This window comes from Anaerocolumna chitinilytica, from assembly GCF_014218355.1.
GTDB classification, from domain to species: domain Bacteria; phylum Bacillota; class Clostridia; order Lachnospirales; family Lachnospiraceae; genus Anaerocolumna; species Anaerocolumna chitinilytica.
In genome coordinates, this window is sequence record NZ_AP023368.1 from 414,633 (window position 1) to 435,217 (window position 20,585).

Here is a 20,585-nt window from a genome sequence, read left to right on the forward strand (position 1 = left end):
AAGTTACCTGTTATGAGGAAGGAGGATTATATGAGCCTGAGAAATAAGATTCTTAATTCAAAAAAGCTGGTAACGCTAGTGTGGGTTCTAGGATTAATCATTATATGGGAAATCGGTGCGTCTGCCATAGCACAGACAAAACGTACACCGGAAAATGTGCTGCCTCACTTGTATCAGATTTTGGAATCGGTATTCAGTACAAAAAAAGTCAACAGTACCCAAACGGCACTGGAGCTAGTGCTTAGTAACGCAGGAATAACACTTCTGCGGGCAGGAATCGGTTTTCTGATTGGTATTGCCATTGGCTTTCTTCTGGCACTTTTCATGAATCTGTTCCAGGCGGTTGAAAAGACAGTGTTTCCCTACCTGATGATAATCCAGATGATTCCTATTCTTGGAATGGCACCAATTGTACTGGCAATTACCAAGGATATTAACAAAAGCCGTATTGTTATAGCAGCTATACTGACCTTTTATCCTGTTGCTACCAATACCCTTGCAGGGTTTAAAGCGGTGGAAAAGGAAAAGCATGAACTGATGTATTCCATTGCGGCTACCAAATACCAGATATACAGTAAGCTTTTAATACCCTCCTGTATGCCTTACTTCTTTACAGGACTCAAGATATCCGCACCTATGGCAATTACGGCATCTATCTTAGTAGATACCTTGCAGGGAGGCGGAGGACTTGGAACCATGTTGTCCCAATCCTTAAAACATGCCATGTCTATCTATGTATTCTGGCAGATCGTTTTCTTTAGTGCCATCATCGGAATACTTAGTTTCTATCTTATGACGGTTATTGAGAAAGTACTTTCACCCTATAAGCGTAAGGGGCCGAAGGTAAAGATGGAGGTGATTGCAGATGAAAAAGCTGCGTAATAAGTTGAACCGGCAGAACATCACCACCATTGTCTATCCCGTTTTGTTTGGTGTATTTATAGCTGTTTTATGGCAAACACAGCTTCTTCATAAAATCGTAGGAGCAGATACTTTTACTCTTCCTCTCCCTAAAAGGATATTCGGAATCATAAAGGATAACTGGAGCGGAATTATGGTCAATGTAAGAGCAACTGTCATCGTAGCGCTGGGAGGTCTGGTATTAGGTTCATTCTTTGGGTATCTGCTCGCTATTGTAGCAACTGTGTTTCCCAAGTGGGGTGCCGGAGGGCTTACCATAGCTTCCGCCTTCAATGCAATACCAATTATTGCGATTGCTCCTATACTAAACAACCTGACAAAAGATTTTAGCAAGGACCCAAATATCCGGAGCATGTTTGCCAAGATGCTGGTGGTTATGGTTACCTGTACAGTATCCATGAGCATCAATGCCTACCGTGGTTTTACAGAATTAAAACCCTTCTCCCTGGACTTGATGAGGTCCTATGCGGCAGGAAAAGCCACTGTGTTCTTTAAGCTGCGGATTCCAAACAGTATTCCCTATGTATTTACTGCATTACGAGTCAGTGTACCCGCTTGTGTAATCAGTGCATTGGTCAGTGAGTATTTTGCTGAGTATGTAATCGGAGTCGGACGCCAGATACGTGAAAATATTGTGCTGGCACAGTATGCAACAGCCTGGGCCTATATTCTTGTAGCCTGCGTAATAGGAATTGCTATGTATGTCCTATTGTTAATTACGGAGGGAATACTATTAAAGGGACGTCGTCTATAACCCGGTAATGCCAAAGATTATAAAAGCTAATTGCTTTTTATAATAAACAACCGTTGATTTCATTAAAAGGAGGCTTAATTATGAAGAAAATTATAACAAGAAAGCTCAGTGCCTTATTTCTTATTAGCGTACTGGTAATCACTGCACTTGCCGGATGTGGTAAAAAGGCAGAAAATGCATCTGGAAATACTGCCGCAGAAACACCGGCGGCAACTGAAGCAGCAACGGATACGCCTGCAGCTACCGATACACCTGCAGCTACAGAAGCAGCAGGTCCATACTATTCTGCAGATGCATCCATTGAAAGTATTGTCACCGATGCGGCAAGCAAGGGGAAAGTCGGTAACTGGGGAATTGGCAATGAATACGAGATTCAGGCACTCTTAACAAAATATAACCAGCCGACCACTTATTTAAGTCAGGCATTTGATATGGACGGTTTTGATGATGATTCTATTCTCCTAGCATCCGCCATGACTTATAACGAATTGGGATTGGTTAAGAATTCTTACGATGGCGGGTATGGCTACGGAGATGGTGTAAAATACATCGATATGAATGATGAAGGCGTGGCAATGCTGGAAGATAATATCTTCACTACCAGCAAATTTGCAAAGGAAAATCCTGAAACAGTAAAGGCATTTATCTATGCCTCCATGAAAGGCTGGGCAGATGCCTGTGCCAATCCGGAGGAAGCAGCAAAAATCGTATATAAGTATGGCTCTTCTGTATCGGCAGACCACCAGGCATATATGGCAGGTGAGGTTAAAAAGTTAGTAGAAACAGATATGAACGGTAAAGCTGTTAGCAATTATGGTAACATGGACGATACAGCAATGCAGCAGACCCTTGACCTTGCTAAGAAGTATATTAAGTTAGATGACTCTGCGGCAGCAGATAAACTGCAGACCCTCACTCTTGACGATATCAGGGATACTTCCTTCTTTACTGCAGCAGCAGCTTCCGATGGCAAATTCTCACCGGAGAAGAAAGATGTTTCCATCCAGTTAAAATGGCTGCCTCAGGCGCAGTTCATGGGATATTACGTAGCACTGGATAAAGGCTATTACACCGATGCCGGTTTAAATGTGACCATTGTTCCAGGCGGTGGTGATATTGGTGAAACTACAGCAGTATATACCGGCCAGGTTGACTTTGGTGTAACTTGGGTATCCAATTTAATAGCTGCAAAAGCAGGTGGAATGGATTTAACAGAAATCGCGCAGATTTACCAGAGATCAGGTCTTGTATTGGTTTATAAAGTTAATAAATAAGGTATTTTTCAGTGACAGGGTAGTCGCAGTATAGCAGCGGCAGCACTGTCCTTTTATTTTTCTGAATTAATCCGTGCATTTCGCAGGCAGGTCAGCAGATTGCTGACAGTCTGCGTGGTAATGCCGGAATTAGAGGCGGAATTTCTTTTATTTCTGCCTATCCCATTAATCTATCGCAATAGGAGGTACAGAATATGGATTTGATCATAAAAAACGGAACGGTTGTAACAGGAAAGGAGAGCTTTATTGCGGACATTGCAGTGAAGGATGGTAAAATTGCCTGCATCGGAACGGATCTTTCCATGGAAGCTGTAAAGATTATAGATGCGGCAGGAAAACTGGTATTACCCGGTGCTATTGATGCACATACCCATTTGGCTATGCCATTTGGAGGAACCGTATCGGCAGACGGATATCTGTCCGGTACAAGAGCAGCTGCCTGCGGCGGTGTTACAACAGTATTTGATTATCCTATGCAGCGTAAGGGAAAAGGTATTATAGAGACCTTAGAAGAGAGAAAAGCCATGTGCGACCCGGAGGCTTGCGTTGACTATGCTTTTCACTGTATTGTTACAGATTTAAATGGAGGAGAGTTACTGGATGAATTCCAAGCCTCCGTAGATATGGGGGTCACCAGTTTTAAATGCTTCTTTGTATATAAGAAAGAAGGCATGATGGTGGATGACGGAACCTTTGTAAAAATCTTATTAAAAGCGAAAGAGGTTGGTGCGATTACCAATATACATGCGGAAAATCCCGATGTAATCGACCTGAATATAGAAAAGTTTCTGAAGGAGGGTAATACCTCCGCCTGGTATCATTACCTGAGCAGACCTGAGTATGTGGAAGCGGAGGCGGACAAAAGAGCGGTTCACTGGGCAAAATCCGTAGATGCTCCCCTTTACATCGTTCATATGGCAGATAAAGAAGGTCTTGAAGCAGCAGTAGAGGCAAAGCTTGCAGGTCATCAGATATTTATTGAGACTTGTCCTCAGTATCTGGAATTTACCAGTGAGGTATACAAAAGGGAAGACGGAAGGAACTTCGTATGCTCCCCTCCCATTAAGGGCAAGGACAGTCAGGAGGCCTTATGGGATGCAATCAGAAAAGGCACCATAGATACCGTAGCTACAGACCACTGCCCCTTCCAGAGTTATGAAAAGGATTGGGGAAAAGACGACTTTACTAAGATTCCCAACGGCTGTGCAGGGATTGAAAACCTTTATCCTTATATGCTTGCGGCAGCAAACAGCGGAAAAATCAGCTTTAACCGTGCAGTGGAGCTTTGTGCAGAAAATCCGGCGAAAATCTTTGGTTGTGATACCAAAGGCTCTTTAACGGTGGGAAAGGATGCGGATATTGTTATCTATGATAAGGATAAGGACTTTACTATCTCCGTAAATAATATGCATTCCGATTATGACCATACCATCTGGGAAGGGAAGGAGCTTCACGGATACCCGGTACAGACTTATGTTAGAGGCAGACTGGTATATGACAATGGAGAATTTACCGGAGAGGCGGGATATGGTCAATTTGTAAAGCGCAAAGCGGCACTCAGCGGATATAAATAAGAAGCTAAAGAAATTAAATTAAAACCGAATTTAGAATCAAAATCAAATTCAAAATCAAAATCAAATTAAAAACTTGGATGAGATTAAACCTTGATAATATATGAGTATGAAAGGGGGATACCCTATGAGCAATCTGGTATATAGAGAAATAGCAATGACAGAAGAGGTGGGTGGTTGTCTTCTTTGTAACAATCCTCCCTGCACCAAAGCCTGCCCTTATGGTCTGCCCGTAGACTCTATTATCCGGTCCCTGCGTTTTGAGAACACCAAGGGAGCGGCAAACAGACTGTCAGGGGAGGCTGACTGTAAGAACTGTACCACAAAAGCATGTATGAATGCCTGCTTGAAGAAAAAAATCAACCGGCCGGTGCCAATAGATAAGATTATGGAAGAGACTGCTTCTTATGAAAAAACGAATCCGAAAGAGGTAGATTTGTCCATCAGCTTCTGCGGTATACCCTGTGAAAATCCCTTTTTCCTATCCTCATCCGTAGTAGGCAGTAATTACGAGATGGTTGCTAAAGCCTTTGAAATGGGATGGGCAGGAGTAGCTTTTAAGACCATAGGAACCTTTGTACCAAAAGAAGTATCTCCAAGATTTGATGCACTGCGAAAGGAATCTGTACCCTTTGTAGGATTTAAGAATATAGAGCAGATTTCAGACCATACCTTGGTGGAGAATATTGCTTTCCTTAAGAAGCTAAAGAGAGATTATCCAGAGAAGGTTATTATAGCTTCAATTATGGGGCAGACAGAAGAAGAGTGGACCTATCTGGCAAAACTCATGACAGATGCCGGAGCAGATATTATAGAATGTAACTTCTCATGTCCTCACATGGCAGCCGACGGTCTTGGCTCTGATGTGGGGCAGAATGCAGAACTGGTTGCAGCTTATACCAGAGCTGTCAGAAAAGGCACTCACCTTCCAATTCTTGCAAAGATGACACCAAACCTCGGCAACATGGAAATACCGGCTGTCGCTGCGGTAAAAGCCGGAGCGGATGGCATTGCTGCAATTAATACCATAAAAAGTATTATGAATATAAACCTCGATACCTTTTCCTCCGGGCCCGATGTGGAGGGGAAAACCAGCGTAGGAGGTTATTCCGGTAAAGCCGTAAAACCCATAGCTCTTCGGTTCATTTATTCCATGAAGAATTGCAAAGAGCTAAAGAATATACCGGTTAGCGGCATGGGTGGCATTGAGACCTGGAGAGATGCGGCAGAATTCCTGGCACTTGGCTGTGAGAATATTCAGGTAACGACTTCCGTTATGCAGTACGGATACCGCATTATAGAAGATATGATAGAGGGAATGCAGCTTTATCTGAGTTCACAGGGCTTAAAAAGTATTTCAGATATTGTTGGAAAGGCACTTCCTAACATAATACCCGCAGAGGAATTAAACCGTGTGAGTATCTGCTATCCCAAGTTCAACCGTGAAAAATGTATTGGCTGCGGGAGGTGTTATATATCCTGTTATGACGGTGGGCATCAGGCCTTAAGACAGGACGAAGCAACAGGAAAACCGATTATGAATGCGGGAAAATGTGTCGGCTGCCATCTTTGTCTTGCAGTCTGCCCGGCAGAGGCAATTACCCCGGGAGTGAGGATAAGCAAACTGGCAGAGGCCACCGGCTAATAACTGCCACCGGTAAGTGACTGCCGTTGGTAAGTGACTGCCGTTGGTAAGTGACTGCCGTCAGCTAAGTGACTGCCACCGGTAAGTGACTGCCGCTGGTAAGTGAATGCCACCGGTTAAGTAAATGTTACTGGCTAAGTATATACTGCCGGTAAGCTTATGTTTAGTCAGGTTGTATAGGATAAACGAAAATGGAGGTAAATTAATATGGCATGCAGTTTCGTAAGAATGGAAGATAAAATAAAGACGTTCAGTAAATTCGGGGATACAAAAAAAGGAGGAATTACAAGGTTCTCCCTATCGGAAGAAGCCCTGGCGGCAAGAGCAGAATTTGTTCGGAGAATGGAAGCAATCGGCGCTGCAGTAGTGACAGATGATATGGCAAATATCTATGCCACTATTCCTGGAACAGAAGACTTACCGGCGATTTATTCAGGTTCCCATATGGACTCAGTAAGGCAAGGGGGGAATTATGATGGTATTCTTGGTGTAATCTCTGCCATGGAAGCAGCTGAGACCATAGTAAGTGAGAAGATTCCCCATAAGCACCCAATAACAGTGGTAGTATGGACCAATGAGGAAGGTGCCCGCTTTGAACCTGCTATGATGTCCTCCGGTGTTATTTGTGGAAAATTTGATAAAGCATCCATGCTGGCATCCGTTGCGAAGGATATCCCAGGTTATACTTTTGGTGAAGCCCTGGAGGCCAGCGGCTATAAAGGAGAAGAGAAGAACCGGATAACTCCTGAAAAATGTGCTGCCTTGGTAGAACTTCATATTGAGCAGGGACCGGTATTGGAAGCGGAAAACATAGACATCGGAATTGTAGAAGGTGTCTGTGGTATGATTAACTATGAATTCACACTCTCCGGTCAGGCAGGGCACGCCGGCACAACGCCGATGCCTTACAGGAGGGATGCACTGTACGCAGCAGCAAAAACAATTCAGTATATTCATGATGAACTGGATAAATTGGATAAGAAATTAGTATATACCACCGGAAAGATATCCTGCCATCCGAATATCCATACCATCATACCGGATGAAGTAAAGTTTACCCTGGATGCCAGACATCAAGACACGGATGTGATAAAACAGGTACTTGCTGTTATCGAGAGTCTGCCCTCTGTTGTTGAGAAATGCGATTTGACCTATGAAAAAGCCTGGACCAGAAATACGGTTGCTTTTACCCCAGAGCTAGTAAATCTAGTAGAAAAAAGCGCCAAAGAGTATGGATATACAAACAGAAGAATCTACAGCGGTCCCGGACACGACGCCCAGTTCCTAATTGACATAGTACCGGCAACCATGATATTTGTTCCAAGCATAGGGGGGCACAGCCATTGTGAAATCGAGTACACCCCTGTGGAAAGCTGTCTGAAAGGTGCCAATGTTCTGCTGCAGACCTTATTATATATTGATGAAAAGTAATGTGTAATACTTACAATCAGATTGCTGGAGAATAGCATGAACATTTCACATCCGAAACCCCGTGATCTCACAGCTAATGTCAATGTATAAATAATAAATACCTTATGATATTTTAAAACTAAGCATCAAAACCTTACGTCAATATATACACAGGCAATTTGCACAAAGCAGAAAGAACGAATGCGCCTTGGAACCAGCGCATGAGTCTTTCTGCTTTGTGCAAATTGCCGTCCCATTGTGAAAGCCTATATTTTTTGCCCCTCCATTGTATTCCTAGATTTCAGCAGATCCCCATACTTTTTCTGTTCTTGTCCTATAAAACATGAAAAAATCTTAAGATTCTATTATTTCTAAAATTTCCTTTGAAAAAAACCATAAATATGTATATAATAGAAAAGAGTATGTTTAATTGACAGTTTTATGGAAAAAATTAGAGTGAAAGCTGTAATACTGTCAAAATATATCCGGGTCAGAATATTTTTCCGAAAGAAGAACAACCGGAAACCAGAAATGTAAATTCCAAACATGACATAGATACCGGCCATACGAGAAAATGACAAAAGAGTCGGAAGAAACATAATGTTCACTTTTGATTGGAGAACGCCTCAGAATTTTTTGTCTGCCGGAGGCGCCACAGGTAGGATAGAATCTGAAAGGAGATAAAGATATGTTAGGCAGTGATATAGGTATTGATTTAGGAACAGCGAGCGTATTGGTTTATTTAAAGGGCAAAGGTGTGGTTTTAAAAGAGCCCTCCGTTGTTGCTTTTGACAGGGACACAAACAAAGTAAGAGCAATCGGGGAAGAAGCAAGACTGATGCTTGGTAGAACACCCGGTAATATAGTTGCTGTCCGTCCTTTGAGACAGGGAGTTATATCCGATTATACCGTTACAGAAAAGATGCTGAAGTATTTTATCCAGAAGGCAGTAGGCAAACATCGCTTCCGTAAGCCTATTATCAGTGTATGCGTACCCAGCGGTGTAACGGAAGTAGAGAAGAAAGCGGTTGAGGATGCCACCTATCAGGCCGGCGCCAGAGACGTTAAAATTATTGAAGAACCTATTGCAGCAGCAATCGGAGCAGGTATCGAGATTTACAGACCCTGCGGTAATATGATTGTTGATATAGGCGGTGGTACCACAGATATCGCGGTTATTTCATTAGGCGGAACCGTAGTCAGCACCTCTATTAAGATAGCCGGTGATGACTTTGATGAGGCGATTGTCAGATACATGCGTAAGAAGCATAATCTTCTAATCGGTGAAAGAACTGCCGAAGAGATTAAGATTAATATCGGCTCTGCTTATAAGAGACCGGAAGTTGTTACCATGGATGTAAGAGGACGTAACCTGGTTACAGGACTTCCAAAGACTATAACCGTAACTTCTGATGAAACAGAAGAAGCTTTAAAAGAGACAACCTCTCAGATTGTAGAAGCAGTGCACAGCGTACTGGAGAAAACTCCTCCGGAATTGGCAGCAGATATTGCTGACAGGGGTATTGTTTTAACCGGCGGTGGCTGCCTTCTTTACGGACTGGAAGAATTAATTGAAAATAAAACAGGTATTAATACAATGACAGCGGAAGATCCAATGACAGCTGTAGCTATCGGTACCGGAAAATATATTGAATATTTAAGTGGCTCCAGGGATTAAGAAAAATTGTAAACCATCCGATAAATAAATATAGAACATTTCTCATTCAGGAATATCAGATGAAAGTTTGATATTCCTGAATGAAGTTAACTGATAAGTTAGAGAAAACCACAGGAGTATGCCCCAGATTTTTTGCTGTCTGAAGGGCACAGATGGGAGTTAAGATGGTTAAAGGGTTATTTTCATCCTGGACAGGTATGGTCAATGAGCAGAAACGCCTTGATGTTATTACCAATAATTTGGCCAATGCAGCTACAACAGGATATAAAAAGGATGGGGTCAGTAATCAATCGTTCAATAATTTATTGACATATAAGATCAAGGACATGTCTGAAAGCTATACAGATAAAAAAATCGGCAAGATGAGCCTTGGTGTCAAAATAGGGGAAGTCTATACGGATTATAATCAGGGTTCCCTTCGAAGTACAGGCAATACCTTCGATTTTGCAATAGAAGGAAAAGGGTTTTTTAACGTATCCACTGCGGATAAGGACGGAAATCAAGTCTTAAAGTACACAAGAGACGGTTCCTTTACGATGAATCAGGACGGCAAGCTGGTAGATGTAAATGGCAACACTTTAATGGGCGAAGGCGGAGAGATAACGATCCCCAATGATACCGCAGATGTTAAGGTGGATGAAAGCGGTCGTATATACGCAGACGGAGTTTATGTTGATAAGATAAAGCTGACAGACTTTACGGATTATAAATACCTTAAGAAACAGGGGGACAGTTTTTATCTGCCCTTGGAAGGTGCAACAGCACAGGACAGTACAGCAGGTATTCAGCAGGGTTATACAGAGCAATCCAATGTGAATGTAATAACGGAAATGACCAGTATGATTGCTATCACCAGAGCATATGAAGCCAACCAGAAGGTAATTCAGACCATTGACGGAACTCTTGATTTGGCTGCCAATTCAGTAGGCAAGGTCTAATTCAGTACTAAACATTTGATTTTAGCATAGTAAGAGAGTTTTATGCAAAAGAAAGGAATGAAACCTATGATGCGTTCACTATGGACAGCAGCGTCCGGAATGATCTCCCAGCAGACCAATGTAGATACCATATCAAATAACCTGGCCAATATTAACACGACAGGTTATAAAAAGGAAACTGCTCAGTTTAAATCCTTGTTGTATCAGACAATTCAGAATAAAACGACAGATAATACCGGCAGTGTAAAGCCTGTAGGCGCACAGACCGGTCTTGGTGTTAAAAACTCAGCTATCGTTTCCCAATATACACAAGGCATTTTGAAGCAGACAGATAACGATTACGATTTTGCAATTGAAGGAAATGGCTTCTTCATGGTTCAGACAGGTGATGGAAGCGTTGGATACACCAGAAGCGGAACCTTCGGACTTTCTATGGGAACCAATGGAATTGCCCTTGCAACCACAGAGGGTTATCCGGTATTGGATGCTTCCGGTGCACCTATAGTATTTGACAGTGATCTTGATACTTCCCTGCTTAAGATGGATGAGAACGGAACCTTCTATTACACAGAGAACGGAACAGTGAAGACATTAGCTCAGATAGGACTTGTTCAGTTTAATAATCCTGCAGGACTTGAGAAAACTTCCAACAGTATTTTAAAAGAAACTGCAGCTTCCGGCGGTGCCAGAATTGAAGGTCAGGATGCGGCATTAAAGAAGAGCACCGTGAAGAGAGGATATCTTGAGAATTCCAATGTTCAGGCAGCTACAGAGATGGTAGACTTGATTGTTGCTCAAAGGGCTTATGAAATGAACTCCAAGGCAATTAATGCAGCGGATGAGATGCTTCAGCAGGCAAACAATCTTCGCAGATAGGAGATAAGAAATGAGTATTAGCATTGGCGGTAATTATTCGGTAGATGCTGCTTTGGCTCAGGCGAATTCGACTAAGAGCAGCTCAAAGATTGAGGATACCTTAAATAAAAACCTTAAAAATGCCTCGGATGACGAATTGATGGATGTCTGCAAGACCTTTGAATCTTATATGGTGGAACAGATGTTTAAAGAAATGAAAAAATCAGTTGGTTCAGAGGAAGAAGAAAGTCCTTATGTATCCTATTTTGGGGATACTCTTTATCAGAAATACGCAGAAGACATAGTTGATAATGGCGGAATGGGGATTGCACAGATGTTGTATGAATCCATGAAGCGTAATTCTTAACATAGTTACATAGAATATATTTTACGCCTAGAAAATAATTATACTGCATTCTATAAAAGATGGTGGTATGATTATTATCTGGGCGTAATTTATAATTTACCAAGTTTAAATAGGTTGGATCACATATTAAAAGGTTAGATCACATATTAAAAGGTTAGATCATGTATTAAAAGGTTAGATCAGGTTAAAACGGTAAAAATCAGTGTAAAAGGCAGGTGTGTAAAAATGGCGGAAGAAATAGAAGGCTATGTGGAAAGGATTGTATTCCGTAATGCAGAAAATGGATATACTGTTCTGACACTTGTAAAGCAAGAGGAGGAAACCACCTGCGTCGGTACGTTTACCTTTATTAACGAGGGAGAATTTATAAGATGTACCGGTAAATATACCGCCCATCAGCTTTACGGAGAACAATTTTTAATAGAAACCTACGAATTTAAAGAACCGGAAGATTTAGACTCTATGGAAAAATATTTGGGTTCGGGAGCCATAAAGGGTGTTGGCAGTGCACTAGCCGCTCGTATTGTAAGAAAATTCAAAGGTGATACTTTTCGGATTATTGAAGAAGAACCGGAACGTCTGGCAGAAGTAAAAGGTATCAGCGATCATATGGCAAGGGAGATTGCCAAGCAGTTTAATGATAAGAGAGACATGCGTGGAGCAATGATATTTCTGCAGCAATATGGTATAACTACAGCACTGGCTGTAAAGATATATAAGGAATATGGAATGCGCATGTATCAGGTCATTAAGGAGAATCCTTATCGTTTAGCAGAGGATATCAACGGAGTAGGCTTTAAGCTTGCAGATGAAATAGCAGCCAAAGTCGGAATAGGTACCGAATCAGATTACCGTATTAAAGCAGCTATATTATATGTACTGCTACAGGGAAGCGCAAATGGACATGTCTATCTGCCAGAGAACTTATTGCACCGAAAGGTTTGCGAACTGCTCGGAATCGTCTCCGCAGGCATAGAAGAGCAGATGAATAATCTCTCCGTAGAGAGAAAAATAATTATAAAGACCAATGGTGAAGAAAGACATATTTACAGTGCAGGTCTTTATTACTTAGAATTGAATACGGCAAAGATGTTAAGTGATTTGAATATCAAATATGATTTGCCTCTGATAGAAATTGAGCAGCGGTTAAGAAGTGTTGAGAAACAGTTTGAGATAGAACTGGACGAATTGCAAAGAACTGCTGTAATAGAAGCCGCCAAGAACGGCATACTTGTAATTACAGGAGGGCCGGGAACCGGTAAGACTACAACGATTAATACCATTATCCGTTTCTTTGAAGCAGAGGGGATGGATTTACTCTTAGCAGCTCCAACGGGAAGAGCAGCGAAGAGGATGACAGAAACTACCGGCTATGAAGCGAAGACAATTCACAGGCTTTTAGAAATCTCCAAAATGTCCGGAGATATGGATGGAAAACAGATCTTTGAGCGAAATGAAGGAAATCCTCTGGAAACAGATGTCATCATTATTGATGAGATGTCGATGGTAGATATTACTCTGATGCACGCACTCCTACGGGCAGTAACGGTAGGAACCAGATTGATCTTAGTAGGAGATGTAAACCAGCTGCCTTCTGTGGGACCCGGTAATGTGCTAAAAGATATAATTAATTCCCATGCCTTTAATGTAGTAAAGCTGACAAAGATTTTCCGTCAGGCTAAAGAGAGTGATATTATTGTAAATGCTCATAAGATTAATGCCGGAGAGCAAATAGCTTTCAACAATAAGTCCAAGGATTTCTTCCTTCTAAAGCGAGAAGAAGTAAAAGATGTCATTGGTGTCACCATAGCTCTTGTAAGAGATAAGATGCCTGCCTATGTCAATGCATCTCCCTTTGAAATCCAGGTGCTGACACCTATGAGAAAGGGAGAACTTGGGGTAGAAAAGTTAAACGGAGTGTTACAGCAATATCTGAATCCACCTTCCCCTGAGAAGCGTGAGAAGGAATATCATAATATTATTCTGCGTGAAGGGGATAAGGTCATGCAGATTAAAAATAACTATCAGTTAGCATGGGAGAGTAAAAGCCGATATGGTATTACCACTGAAAGCGGAATGGGTGTCTACAATGGAGACACCGGAATTATAAAAGAAATTAACCATTTTGCAGAGCAGTTAACGGTTGAATTTGATGAGGGAAAGATGGTGGAATATCCCTTTAACCAGCTGGAAGAGCTGGAGCTTGCCTATGCTATCACAATCCATAAATCCCAGGGAAGTGAGTACCCTGCAGTGGTGCTGCCGATTCTTACCGGCCCCAGGATGCTTTTAAACAGAAATATTCTCTACACTGCTGTTACAAGGGCAAAGAATTGTGTAACCATTGTAGGCAGTACCGAGACCGTACAGATGATGATTGATAATGAAAGTGAACAAAGAAGGTACTCGGGTCTTACCGAGAGAATAAAAGAACTATAGTATGTGTATTCCTGTAAGGACAAAAAGAACTAGTGCAAATTTTGTAATTTTAAGGTATAATCATATTATAAATAATTTGTAAAATATTGATTGCTATTTGTAAAGGAAAAGTTATTGTTTTAAATATGGGGGAAACAATATTGGTGGTCATTGAAAGAAAAAGAGAGAAGGATATAAGGAAAATAACGGGATATCAGATATTAGATAAAGGTGCTGTCTATGCTGGATGCGCTGCTTGATATCCTGTACCCCAGAAGGTGTCCTGTATGCTCTGAGATTATTGACTGCAGAGGAGAGTTATCTTGCATAGACTGCAGGACTAAATTAATTCCCGTTGCAGAACCTAAATGCAGCAGGTGCGGAAAACCCGTAGAGCTGGAACAAAAGGAATATTGCTATGACTGTGAACGACGTAAGCATTACTTTGAAAGAGGATTTAGTCTATGGCTTTATAACCAGGACATGCAAAAATCCATGGCTGCCTTTAAATATAAAGGAAGACAGGAATATGCAGCCTTTTATATAGATGAATTATTAAAGAAGTATGGAAAAGCAATTAAGGATATATCGCCGGATGTCCTTGTACCAGTGCCCATCCACAGGAATAAGAAGTTGATTAGAGGTTATAATCAAGCGGAAGTTCTGGCCGACAGATTGGGAGAAAGACTTCATATACCGGTGTTATCTGAGTTACTTATCAGAACAAAGGAAACTCTGCCGCAAAAGGAATTAAATGACAGAGAGCGCTTTCGTAACATTTCAGAGGCTTTTGCATTTTCTCATAAAGAGAGAAGCAGGTATAAACACAAGCTTCAAAGAGTACTTTTAGTAGATGATATATATACCACAGGGAGCACCATAGATGCATGTGCGAAGATACTTAAGGCAAACGGTATTGATGAGGTTTACTTTGCAAGTATATGCATAGGCAAAGGTTACTAAGGAGGATAAAATATGGATGTTAGAAATTGTAAGAGCTGCGGTAAACTTTTTAATTATATAGGAGGGCAGCCATTGTGCCCGGCCTGCTTGAAAGCCTTGGATAATAAATTCGACCAGGTAAAAGAGTATATCTATAATCATCCCAAAGCAGGGGTACAGGAAGTTGCAGAAGAGAATGAAGTTACGACCATGCAGATTCATAAGTGGATCAGAGAGGAAAGACTTTCTTTTACGGAAGATTCTATGGTTTCCCTGCAATGTGAGTTATGTGGAACAGCAATACTGACAGGTCGTTTTTGCAAGAACTGCAAGGATAAACTCTCCAGCCATTTTGGCAGTCTGTACGAGCAGATACCGGAAGAGAAGAAGAAAGAATTCAAAGAAAATTCCAAGATGAGATTTCTGCAAAATCGCGGTGGTACGAAAGGGAATCTTTAAGGCGAAAAGGTTGTGAGATAAATACAAACAAGGGAAGATATTTCGTTGCCCTTGTTTGTATTTATAGTCAGAACCTTATTTTATTTGATTTCTTCTATTCCATCGTTTGTAATACGAAGTTTTTGTTCTTTCATTAACCTTCCGATGGCTCTCTTAAAAGCATTTTTACTTAAACCGAATTTCTCAGCGATAAGGGCAGGCTCCGTCTTGTCATGGTAAGGCAGGAAGCCGCCGGCTTCTGTTAGAAGCTTGTACACCATATCCGCATCTGCATCAATCTGAACAGGGATTTCTTCATTTAAGCTCAAATCCAGCTTGCCGTCTTCCTTTACAGCGGTAACACGTGCCTCAACGCTGTCACCGGGTTTTAGACTTTTCTTTAATTCCTTTTCCGGAATCAGTGAACTGTATAGATTATCCACAGCTACAAAAGCCCCAAAGTTTCGGATGACTTCATATACAGTACCGATGACTTTGTCACCCTTTTTATAAGAAGAGTCCTTTTGCAAATAATCATATATTTTCATGGTAGCGCAAAGTCTGGTGCTCTTATCAATGTATAAGGCAACTAAAACCTGTTCGCCGGTATGGACACGCTCTGTTTGTTCTTTAAAAGGGAGCAATAGGTCTTTGGCAAGTCCCCAGTCCAGAAAAGCACCGATGGTGGTTACTTCCTTTACTTGTAATAAGGCAACCGTACCTAATGTAACTTTTGGGGTAAGGGTAGTAGCAATGGGCCTGTCATCAGAATCCTTATAGATAAAGACGGAAAGGGTGTCCCCGGGTTTTATATCTTTTGGAACCTGTGCTTTTGGCAGAAGGATACGTTCTTCTGTTGTGGAGCCCTGCTCCTTTAAATAAATACCGAAATCGGTACTTTTACTCATTTCAAGTTCCTGTAATTCACCTAATTTTATCATATTACCTCCATGTGATGCGCTTTTGCGCATTGGATATTTTTGAAGCTAACTTTTTGCATATCGCAGATTTGTCTGGGATACTGCCCTAAAAAACATAGAAACTACACCTTATTATCTTTTGGTATATTCTATGATAGTATACGGTTTTCGATTGATATCTGCCAGCACAACCATAAAGGTATCATCATCTTTATGAATTAGTGGAATAATTTCATCTCCGAGGACAGCTGATTTTCTGTATTCCGCTCTCATCTGGGTAGCAGAAAAGTCTTCGGGAAGGTATTCCTCTGCCATACGGATATATTCGCCGTTATTTACATGGTTGTTGGTATCCAGATTCCTTCGCTGTACGAAAAAGCCTGGAGCTTCAGCAAAGTTACCTGGCAGAAGAATCTTACGGGGAGCATATTCCATGGGATAGGCAGCCTCCGGTTTATAAGCTTTTAGAACATCTTCTTCAATCTTAGCAGGACAGTTCTTTTGGGTATCCATATACACCCATACAGAATTAGCAATTGCCAGAACCTTCTTATCCGCATCTTCTATCATAAAATTACGGTAACCATAAAAAGTGTTAAAATCATAAGCCCAGGTTGACACGGTAATATCCTCTCCAAAGACGGGGAAGCGGTTTATCTTAATCTGCCAGGCGTTCATCAGCCACACTCTGTGGTACTTTTCAAGATAGTCAAGCCCTACACCTGCATCTTCTGAGTGAAATATACTGCAATCCTGGAAATAATTTATGATGGAATAAAAGTCCAACTCTTTATTGGTACATACCTCACTGTATCGTACTCTGCTGTTAAAACTATACATAATGACCTCTTCTAAAATATAACATATTTATCTTATTGTATCATACCTTTCCTATTTATGATACAAGTTCTTTTTGTTTAAGGTGCCTGGCAACTCTTCATCTTGTAATTAGTATGTCATGAATTTGGGTCAAGCTTCATAAAAATATATAAAAAATGTAATTTTTATAAAAAGTAGTGAAAATACTTTCTATATAGTATATAATAGTTCTTAATATGAAAAAACGGAGGGTATATCAATGAAGCAAATAGTTAGCACATCCAATGCACCGGCAGCAATTGGCCCCTATTCACAGGCTGTTATTCTGAATGACCTGGTCTATACCTCTGGTGTAATACCGATTAATCCGGTGGACGGTACTATTGTTAATGGTGATATAAAGGAACAGACAAAACGGGTACTAACAAGTCTTACAGCACTTTTAAAAGACAGCGGCTCAGATCTTGATAAAGTAATAAAGACCACTGTTTTTATTAAAAATATGGAAGATTTCCCTTTGGTGAATGAGGTATATGCATCTTTCTTCACAGATAATTTTCCGGCCCGCTCCTGTGTAGAGGTAGCAAGATTACCGAAAGATGTATTAATTGAAATAGAAGCCATAGCTCATTTGTAAGTAAGCATGGGGAACAACCGGCATTGAATGGTCTCACGGCCAAATGTCCGTTAAATTGAAAGGATGGAAATTTTTGGACTCGATAGATTATTATAATAAGAATGCAAATCTTTACTTTGAAAACACGGTAGACAGCAATACAGAAGATAACAGAGAAAAATTTTTAGCAGCGCTTTCAGATGGTATGGCCATTTTGGATTTAGGCTGCGGTTCCGGCAGGGACAGCCTTGAATTCATTCAAAGAGGCTATGATGTAACTGCAATTGACGGAGCGGAAGAACTTTGTGAACTTGCATCCATTCATATCGGACAGGATGTTCTTTGTATGCGGTTTGAAGAACTGGATTTTGACGAGGTCTTTGATGGTATATGGGCCAATGCTTCACTCCTACATATCAATTCCGATGATTTTGATGGAGTATTTCAAAAAGTGATAAAGGCACTGAAACCACAGGGAATATTATATATGTCTTTTGGGCATGGTGATTTCGATGGATTTCGCAATGGCAGGTATTTTAAAGATTTTAAGACGAAGGCCATGAAAGAGTTCATCTCTGGGCATTCTGAACTAGAATTGCTGGACATCTGGAAAAGCAATGACGATTTGAGTGAGGCGAATCTGGATGAATGGCTGCATGTATTAGTGAAAAAGTGTGAGGACAGACAGGAGTAGACTCATGGAACAGGCTAAATCAGCTGGCAGAATATATCTGGCTACCGTATTGATGACGTTGGCAGGAGCGCTAATCAACCGCTTAATATATAAGGGCACAGGTAATTATTTATTAATATTAATCATTTCGCAGTTATTATTAATCATTCCTTCCGTTTTTTATTTGGTGAAACAAAGAAAAGGACTAGCCGAAACCATTGGCTTTCGGTCAATCAGTGTTGGCAGCATAGTGTTGGTCATTATTTTTGCCTATTTGATTATGCCTCTTATGGGACTCATTAATGCCATCTCCATGCTTTTTGTTAATAATGACACCACTCAGGTAATCAGCAATTTGGTAGGGAAAAATGGATTTCTGGTCAGTCTGGTTATGGTAGCTTTGGTACCCTGCCTTATGGAAGAAAGCGTTTACCGGGGTGTATTGTTTCAAAGTTACCGTCAGACCAGTACTTTAAAAGGGATATTCTTAAGCGGCTTTTTATTTGGACTTATTCATCAGAATTTCAATCAATTTTCCTATGCCTTTGTAATGGGTGTAGTATTTGCATTAGTAATAGAAGCAACTGGTTCTATACTCTCTACGATGATAATACATTTTATCATTAATAGTTCTTCTGTAATGAGCCTGGCACTTCAGTCAAGGATAAATGGTCTTGCGGGCACAGAAGCTATATTAGACAGTGCGCAGAAGGTTGATTTAGGAACTACCATTATCTACATGATTCCTATTGCTGCAATTTCCACGCTTCTTGCATTCTTTGTGTTCCGTGTCCTGGCAGATAATTCTGGAAGGTGGGAACATGTGAAGAGTATCTTTAAAGAACGGACAAAGACACACTTTTTAACACCAAGCCTGATTATAGGAATGGCCATCTGTCTTATTATCATGATAATAGTTGAATATCAGGGAAGATTCTCTACAGGAATATCAAAGGATGAGGGGTTTGTTACCGTAATATATGGTATCATACACGGTGTACAGAATTTCTTTTTTTAAATAAATGCCCATAGTGTAAATCAAAATACACTAGGGGCTTTTCTTTTTCAAAAAATATGTTACAATATAAGTACAATTAGATTGTAAACAATCAGTATGCGGGTGGAATTTCTGACGGCAGCATTGCAGCTTGAGTACGGAAGTATAATTATCACCGGTAATACAAAAAATGAAGATAGAAATTGAAACGGAGGAATTATTAATGGATAAGATTTATGAATTAGTTGTGATAGGTTCCGGTCCTGCAGGATTAACAGCAGCTCTTTATGCAGGAAGAGCAGAACTGGATACTATTGTAATAGAGAAAGCACCTATTAGCGGAGGCCAGATAATCAACACCTACGAAGTAGATAACTACCCTGGAATTCCTGGGATAAGCGGCTTTGAGCTTGCCACCAGATTCAGAGAACATTGTGATAAGATGAACCTGCCCTTTGTAACCGGTGAAGTAAAACGCTTTGAAGTTGAGGATGGAATAAAGGTCATAACACTGGAAGATGGTACGGTTTACCGCTCTAAGACAGCTATTATCGCTACGGGAGCAAACCCAAGAAAGCTTATGGTGGAAGGGGAAGAAAGACTTTCCGGCATGGGAGTATCCTATTGTGCTACCTGCGACGGAGCTTTCTTTAAGAATAAAGTTACCGCAGTAGTAGGAGGCGGTGATGTAGCGGTTGAAGATGCTATATTTTTAGCAAGGCTTTGCAAAAAGGTATATGTCATCCATAGAAGGGATGAGTTCAGAGCTGCCAAGACTTATACGACAAAGCTTCTTTCCATGGAGAATGTGGAAGTCCTTTGGGATAGTGTGGTTGAAGAGATTCAAGGCAGTGAAGTAGTTGATAAGATAAAAGTAAAGAATATTAAAAAGGAAGAAGAAACAGAAATAGCAGTGGATGGTGTGTTTATTGCAGTTGGATACAACCCCAGTTCTGAAGTATATAAAGATGTCCTGGAGCTGGCTCCCGGCGGGTACATTAAGGCAGATGAATCCTGTCTGACTAATATTCCAGGAGTATTTGCAGCAGGAGATATCCGTACAAAGGAATTAAGGCAGATAATAACCGCCGCCTCAGATGGTGCCAATGCCATTACAGGTGTAGAAAAGTATCTTAATAGTTTATAATGGTTATTATTAATAGAAAATTCAGAATTAATTGATTGATTTTGCAACAATGGATAAATAAACCATGTTATTTGTTAAATTATGCGTTGACAGCAGTAGTATGCTTTGATATAATAACCTTATGATTTTTAATAAATTTGTAACATTTAAAAAAGATTTATACTAATGATAATATATATTTAATTGAATTGTTACATTCGCA

19 protein-coding genes are annotated in these 20,585 nt (G+C 40.8%); 17 read left to right on the forward strand and 2 right to left on the reverse strand.

The features are described 5' to 3' along the window. Window positions 1–30 precede the first annotated feature (30 nt). The 13 genes from bsdcttw_RS01850 (at window position 31) to bsdcttw_RS01910 (ending at window position 15,232) form a co-directional block, all read left to right on the forward strand. The gene (locus tag bsdcttw_RS01850) at window positions 31–882 is read left to right on the forward strand and encodes an ABC transporter permease (protein WP_225903766.1); all 852 of its coding nucleotides are present in this window, start codon (window positions 31–33) and stop codon (window positions 880–882) included. Further along, window positions 866–1,675, forward strand: coding sequence for an ABC transporter permease (locus tag bsdcttw_RS01855; protein ID WP_185257759.1), 810 nt, complete (start codon window positions 866–868; stop codon window positions 1,673–1,675). The genes bsdcttw_RS01850 and bsdcttw_RS01855 overlap by 17 nt, the downstream gene beginning before the upstream one ends. 80 nt (window positions 1,676–1,755) lie before the next feature. Next, entirely contained in the window at window positions 1,756–2,949 is a 1,194-nt protein-coding gene (locus tag bsdcttw_RS01860) for an ABC transporter substrate-binding protein (protein WP_185257760.1), read from the forward strand. Window positions 2,950–3,143: 194 nt separating this feature from the next. Beyond that, window positions 3,144–4,523, forward strand: coding sequence for a dihydropyrimidinase (hydA, locus tag bsdcttw_RS01865; protein WP_185257761.1), 1,380 nt, complete (start codon window positions 3,144–3,146; stop codon window positions 4,521–4,523). 124 nt (window positions 4,524–4,647) lie between these two features. Beyond that, window positions 4,648–6,165, forward strand: a complete 1,518-nt coding sequence (preA, locus tag bsdcttw_RS01870; protein WP_185257762.1) for an NAD-dependent dihydropyrimidine dehydrogenase subunit PreA — start codon at window positions 4,648–4,650, stop codon at window positions 6,163–6,165. Window positions 6,166–6,372: 207 nt separating this feature from the next. Then, window positions 6,373–7,596 (forward strand): Zn-dependent hydrolase, encoded by a 1,224-nt coding sequence (locus tag bsdcttw_RS01875; RefSeq protein ID WP_185257763.1) that lies wholly within the window; start codon window positions 6,373–6,375, stop codon window positions 7,594–7,596. A gap of 667 nt (window positions 7,597–8,263) precedes the next feature. Further along, window positions 8,264–9,253 (forward strand): rod shape-determining protein, encoded by a 990-nt coding sequence (mreB, locus tag bsdcttw_RS01880; RefSeq protein ID WP_185257764.1) that lies wholly within the window; start codon window positions 8,264–8,266, stop codon window positions 9,251–9,253. A gap of 152 nt (window positions 9,254–9,405) precedes the next feature. Further along, window positions 9,406–10,191, forward strand: a complete 786-nt coding sequence (flgF, locus tag bsdcttw_RS01885; RefSeq protein WP_225903767.1) for a flagellar basal-body rod protein FlgF — start codon at window positions 9,406–9,408, stop codon at window positions 10,189–10,191. 66 nt (window positions 10,192–10,257) lie between these two features. Then, window positions 10,258–11,067 carry a flagellar hook-basal body protein gene (locus bsdcttw_RS01890; protein WP_185259659.1) on the forward strand — a complete coding sequence of 270 codons (810 nt, stop codon included), beginning with the start codon at window positions 10,258–10,260 and terminating at the stop codon, window positions 11,065–11,067. A gap of 10 nt (window positions 11,068–11,077) precedes the next feature. Further along, window positions 11,078–11,413 (forward strand): rod-binding protein, encoded by a 336-nt coding sequence (locus tag bsdcttw_RS01895; protein WP_185257765.1) that lies wholly within the window; start codon window positions 11,078–11,080, stop codon window positions 11,411–11,413. Window positions 11,414–11,638: 225 nt separating this feature from the next. Continuing rightward, a complete protein-coding gene (gene recD2 / locus bsdcttw_RS01900) occupies window positions 11,639–13,852 on the forward strand; it encodes an SF1B family DNA helicase RecD2 (RefSeq protein ID WP_185257766.1) in 2,214 nt (737 codons plus the stop codon). 219 nt (window positions 13,853–14,071) lie between these two features. Next, window positions 14,072–14,794, forward strand: coding sequence for a ComF family protein (locus tag bsdcttw_RS01905; RefSeq protein ID WP_185257767.1), 723 nt, complete (start codon window positions 14,072–14,074; stop codon window positions 14,792–14,794). 12 nt (window positions 14,795–14,806) lie between these two features. Next, window positions 14,807–15,232 (forward strand): flagellar protein, encoded by a 426-nt coding sequence (locus tag bsdcttw_RS01910; RefSeq protein ID WP_185257768.1) that lies wholly within the window; start codon window positions 14,807–14,809, stop codon window positions 15,230–15,232. A gap of 80 nt (window positions 15,233–15,312) precedes the next feature. On the opposite strand, the gene bsdcttw_RS01915 is transcribed toward bsdcttw_RS01910, so the two are convergent. Together bsdcttw_RS01915 and bsdcttw_RS01920 are read right to left on the reverse strand one after the other, a co-directional pair. After that, window positions 15,313–16,152: a CvfB family protein gene (locus bsdcttw_RS01915; RefSeq protein ID WP_185257769.1), complete on the reverse strand. Its 840-nt coding sequence runs from the start codon at window positions 16,150–16,152 to the stop codon at window positions 15,313–15,315. Window positions 16,153–16,263: 111 nt separating this feature from the next. Beyond that, complete coding sequence (locus tag bsdcttw_RS01920; protein ID WP_185257770.1) at window positions 16,264–16,971, reverse strand: acyl-[acyl-carrier-protein] thioesterase; 708 nt, start codon at window positions 16,969–16,971, stop codon at window positions 16,264–16,266. 238 nt (window positions 16,972–17,209) lie between these two features. Between bsdcttw_RS01920 and bsdcttw_RS01925 the strand changes: the two genes are divergently transcribed. The 4 genes from bsdcttw_RS01925 to trxB all read left to right on the forward strand — a co-directional run bounded on the left by bsdcttw_RS01925 (window position 17,210) and on the right by trxB (window position 20,383). After that, window positions 17,210–17,587 carry a RidA family protein gene (locus tag bsdcttw_RS01925; RefSeq protein WP_185257771.1) on the forward strand — a complete coding sequence of 126 codons (378 nt, stop codon included), beginning with the start codon at window positions 17,210–17,212 and terminating at the stop codon, window positions 17,585–17,587. Window positions 17,588–17,660: 73 nt separating this feature from the next. Continuing rightward, window positions 17,661–18,260 carry a class I SAM-dependent methyltransferase gene (locus tag bsdcttw_RS01930; protein ID WP_185257772.1) on the forward strand — a complete coding sequence of 200 codons (600 nt, stop codon included), beginning with the start codon at window positions 17,661–17,663 and terminating at the stop codon, window positions 18,258–18,260. A 4-nt stretch (window positions 18,261–18,264) separates the two neighbouring features. Next, window positions 18,265–19,257, forward strand: coding sequence for a CPBP family intramembrane glutamic endopeptidase (locus bsdcttw_RS01935; protein ID WP_185257773.1), 993 nt, complete (start codon window positions 18,265–18,267; stop codon window positions 19,255–19,257). Between the two features lie 202 nt (window positions 19,258–19,459). Next, entirely contained in the window at window positions 19,460–20,383 is a 924-nt protein-coding gene (gene trxB, locus bsdcttw_RS01940) for a thioredoxin-disulfide reductase (RefSeq protein ID WP_185259660.1), read from the forward strand. Window positions 20,384–20,585 lie beyond the last annotated feature (202 nt).

Coding starts and splice junctions, on each gene's coding strand:
- bsdcttw_RS01915 (WP_185257769.1), bottom strand. CDS start 16,152: ATGATAAAATTAGGTGAATTACAGGAACTTGAAATGAGTAAAAGTACC.
- hydA (WP_185257761.1), top strand. CDS start 3,144: ATGGATTTGATCATAAAAAACGGAACGGTTGTAACAGGAAAGGAGAGC.
- bsdcttw_RS01920 (WP_185257770.1), bottom strand. CDS start 16,971: ATGTATAGTTTTAACAGCAGAGTACGATACAGTGAGGTATGTACCAAT.
- bsdcttw_RS01935 (WP_185257773.1), top strand. CDS start 18,265: ATGGAACAGGCTAAATCAGCTGGCAGAATATATCTGGCTACCGTATTG.
- bsdcttw_RS01895 (WP_185257765.1), top strand. CDS start 11,078: ATGAGTATTAGCATTGGCGGTAATTATTCGGTAGATGCTGCTTTGGCT.
- bsdcttw_RS01905 (WP_185257767.1), top strand. CDS start 14,072: ATGCTGGATGCGCTGCTTGATATCCTGTACCCCAGAAGGTGTCCTGTA.
- bsdcttw_RS01850 (WP_225903766.1), top strand. CDS start 31: ATGAGCCTGAGAAATAAGATTCTTAATTCAAAAAAGCTGGTAACGCTA.
- bsdcttw_RS01860 (WP_185257760.1), top strand. CDS start 1,756: ATGAAGAAAATTATAACAAGAAAGCTCAGTGCCTTATTTCTTATTAGC.
- bsdcttw_RS01855 (WP_185257759.1), top strand. CDS start 866: ATGAAAAAGCTGCGTAATAAGTTGAACCGGCAGAACATCACCACCATT.
- bsdcttw_RS01890 (WP_185259659.1), top strand. CDS start 10,258: ATGATGCGTTCACTATGGACAGCAGCGTCCGGAATGATCTCCCAGCAG.
- trxB (WP_185259660.1), top strand. CDS start 19,460: ATGGATAAGATTTATGAATTAGTTGTGATAGGTTCCGGTCCTGCAGGA.
- flgF (WP_225903767.1), top strand. CDS start 9,406: ATGGGAGTTAAGATGGTTAAAGGGTTATTTTCATCCTGGACAGGTATG.
- bsdcttw_RS01910 (WP_185257768.1), top strand. CDS start 14,807: ATGGATGTTAGAAATTGTAAGAGCTGCGGTAAACTTTTTAATTATATA.
- recD2 (WP_185257766.1), top strand. CDS start 11,639: ATGGCGGAAGAAATAGAAGGCTATGTGGAAAGGATTGTATTCCGTAAT.
- preA (WP_185257762.1), top strand. CDS start 4,648: ATGAGCAATCTGGTATATAGAGAAATAGCAATGACAGAAGAGGTGGGT.
- bsdcttw_RS01925 (WP_185257771.1), top strand. CDS start 17,210: ATGAAGCAAATAGTTAGCACATCCAATGCACCGGCAGCAATTGGCCCC.
- bsdcttw_RS01875 (WP_185257763.1), top strand. CDS start 6,373: ATGGCATGCAGTTTCGTAAGAATGGAAGATAAAATAAAGACGTTCAGT.
- mreB (WP_185257764.1), top strand. CDS start 8,264: ATGTTAGGCAGTGATATAGGTATTGATTTAGGAACAGCGAGCGTATTG.